General features: G+C 35.7%; 1 protein-coding gene. It reads right to left on the bottom strand.

The annotated features are described in order from the left end of the window. Positions 1-83: 83 nt before the first annotated feature. Positions 84-1,031, bottom strand: a complete 948-nt coding sequence (locus BUB37_RS21235; protein WP_072996085.1) for an NAD(P)-dependent alcohol dehydrogenase — start codon at positions 1,029-1,031, stop codon at positions 84-86. Positions 1,032-1,189: the final 158 nt, after the last annotated feature.

The following is a 1,189-nucleotide window of genomic DNA, read 5'->3' as shown; positions in this document are numbered from 1 at the left end:
GAGCAAGTTATTTTAAAATAAAAAAGGTGGTTTAAGGCAAAAAGAAAATATTGATTAACTTTAGAGAACTGGACTATGGCTTTTCATAGGATACATTGTTGTGTGTTCGTTGAACTTATTATTTCAATGACTACATTTCCTTTTTTTCGACCTTTATCAACATACTCGTGAGCAGCTATGATTTCAGAAAGTGGAAAACATTTGTCTATATATGGTTTTACTTTTCCCTTTTCAGTAAGTTCTTTCAATTTATCTAGATGTTCTTGTTTCGGGCTTGTCAGTGATTTCACCGAAATAAAACTACCTCCTTGTTTCAATACTTTCTTTGCTCTAGATTTTGAAGTTTTTCCAACCGCATCAAAAATGATATCAAACTTATCTTCAGACAAAGAATAATCCTCTTTCTTATAGTCGATTGCACTATCTGCTCCAAGTGATTTAACCATCTCAAAATTGGAACTACTACAAACAGCCACAACTGTTGCCTCTTGTTCTTTAGCAATTTGGATGGCGTAGCTACCCACACTTCCTGATGCACCAAAAATTAATATATGTTGTCCTTTACCAAGTTTAGCTTTATTTAGTAGAAACAAAGCAGTCATTCCACCTACAGGAATTGCTGCAGCTTCCTTGAAGCTAAGGTTTTTTGGTTTTAATCCAAGCACTCCCTTTTTTCTTTCTTGTGGTATGCAAATATATTCTGTATAAGAACCGGTATTGAGCATTGTTGGTGTGGCGAAAATTTCATCTCCAATTTCAAACTTGGTGACATCTTTACCAATTGCTTCTACTATACCCGAAAATTCATGTCCTAATATTTCCTTTTTGGGCTTAAACAAACCAAAAATCAACCTCACAGGAAGCCAAACTAATGGCGGGAAATTTGAGCTGCGTAATCTCACATCACCAGAAGTGACAGTAGTTGAGCATATTTTGACAAGAATCTCATTGTCCTTTGGTTCGGGCTTTGCGATATCTACCAATTTTAAGACATCTGGAGAGCCATATTTTGTGTAAATTACTGCTTTCATATTTTTTATCTCTAAATTCTGACTAACGTAAAAATTAGTCATTGATTTTCAGCCCTTTTTCCCAATCAGATTTTACGTTATCAATAGGACTTAATCGGTTTCTGATGTGGGGAATGACACACAACGGCCAGACGGCTATGGCGAGTTGCGAGGTATGC

It is taken from the genome of Pseudozobellia thermophila (assembly GCF_900141855.1).
GTDB lineage: Bacteria > Bacteroidota > Bacteroidia > Flavobacteriales > Flavobacteriaceae > Pseudozobellia > Pseudozobellia thermophila.
The sequence above is the reverse complement of the archived record's forward strand: the minus strand, read 5'-3'. Positions and strand labels throughout refer to the sequence as shown.

Bases quoted from the DNA above. Each gene is read 5' to 3' on its own strand.
- BUB37_RS21235 (WP_072996085.1), bottom strand. From the start codon at position 1,031: ATGAAAGCAGTAATTTACACAAAATATGGCTCTCCAGATGTCTTAAAA.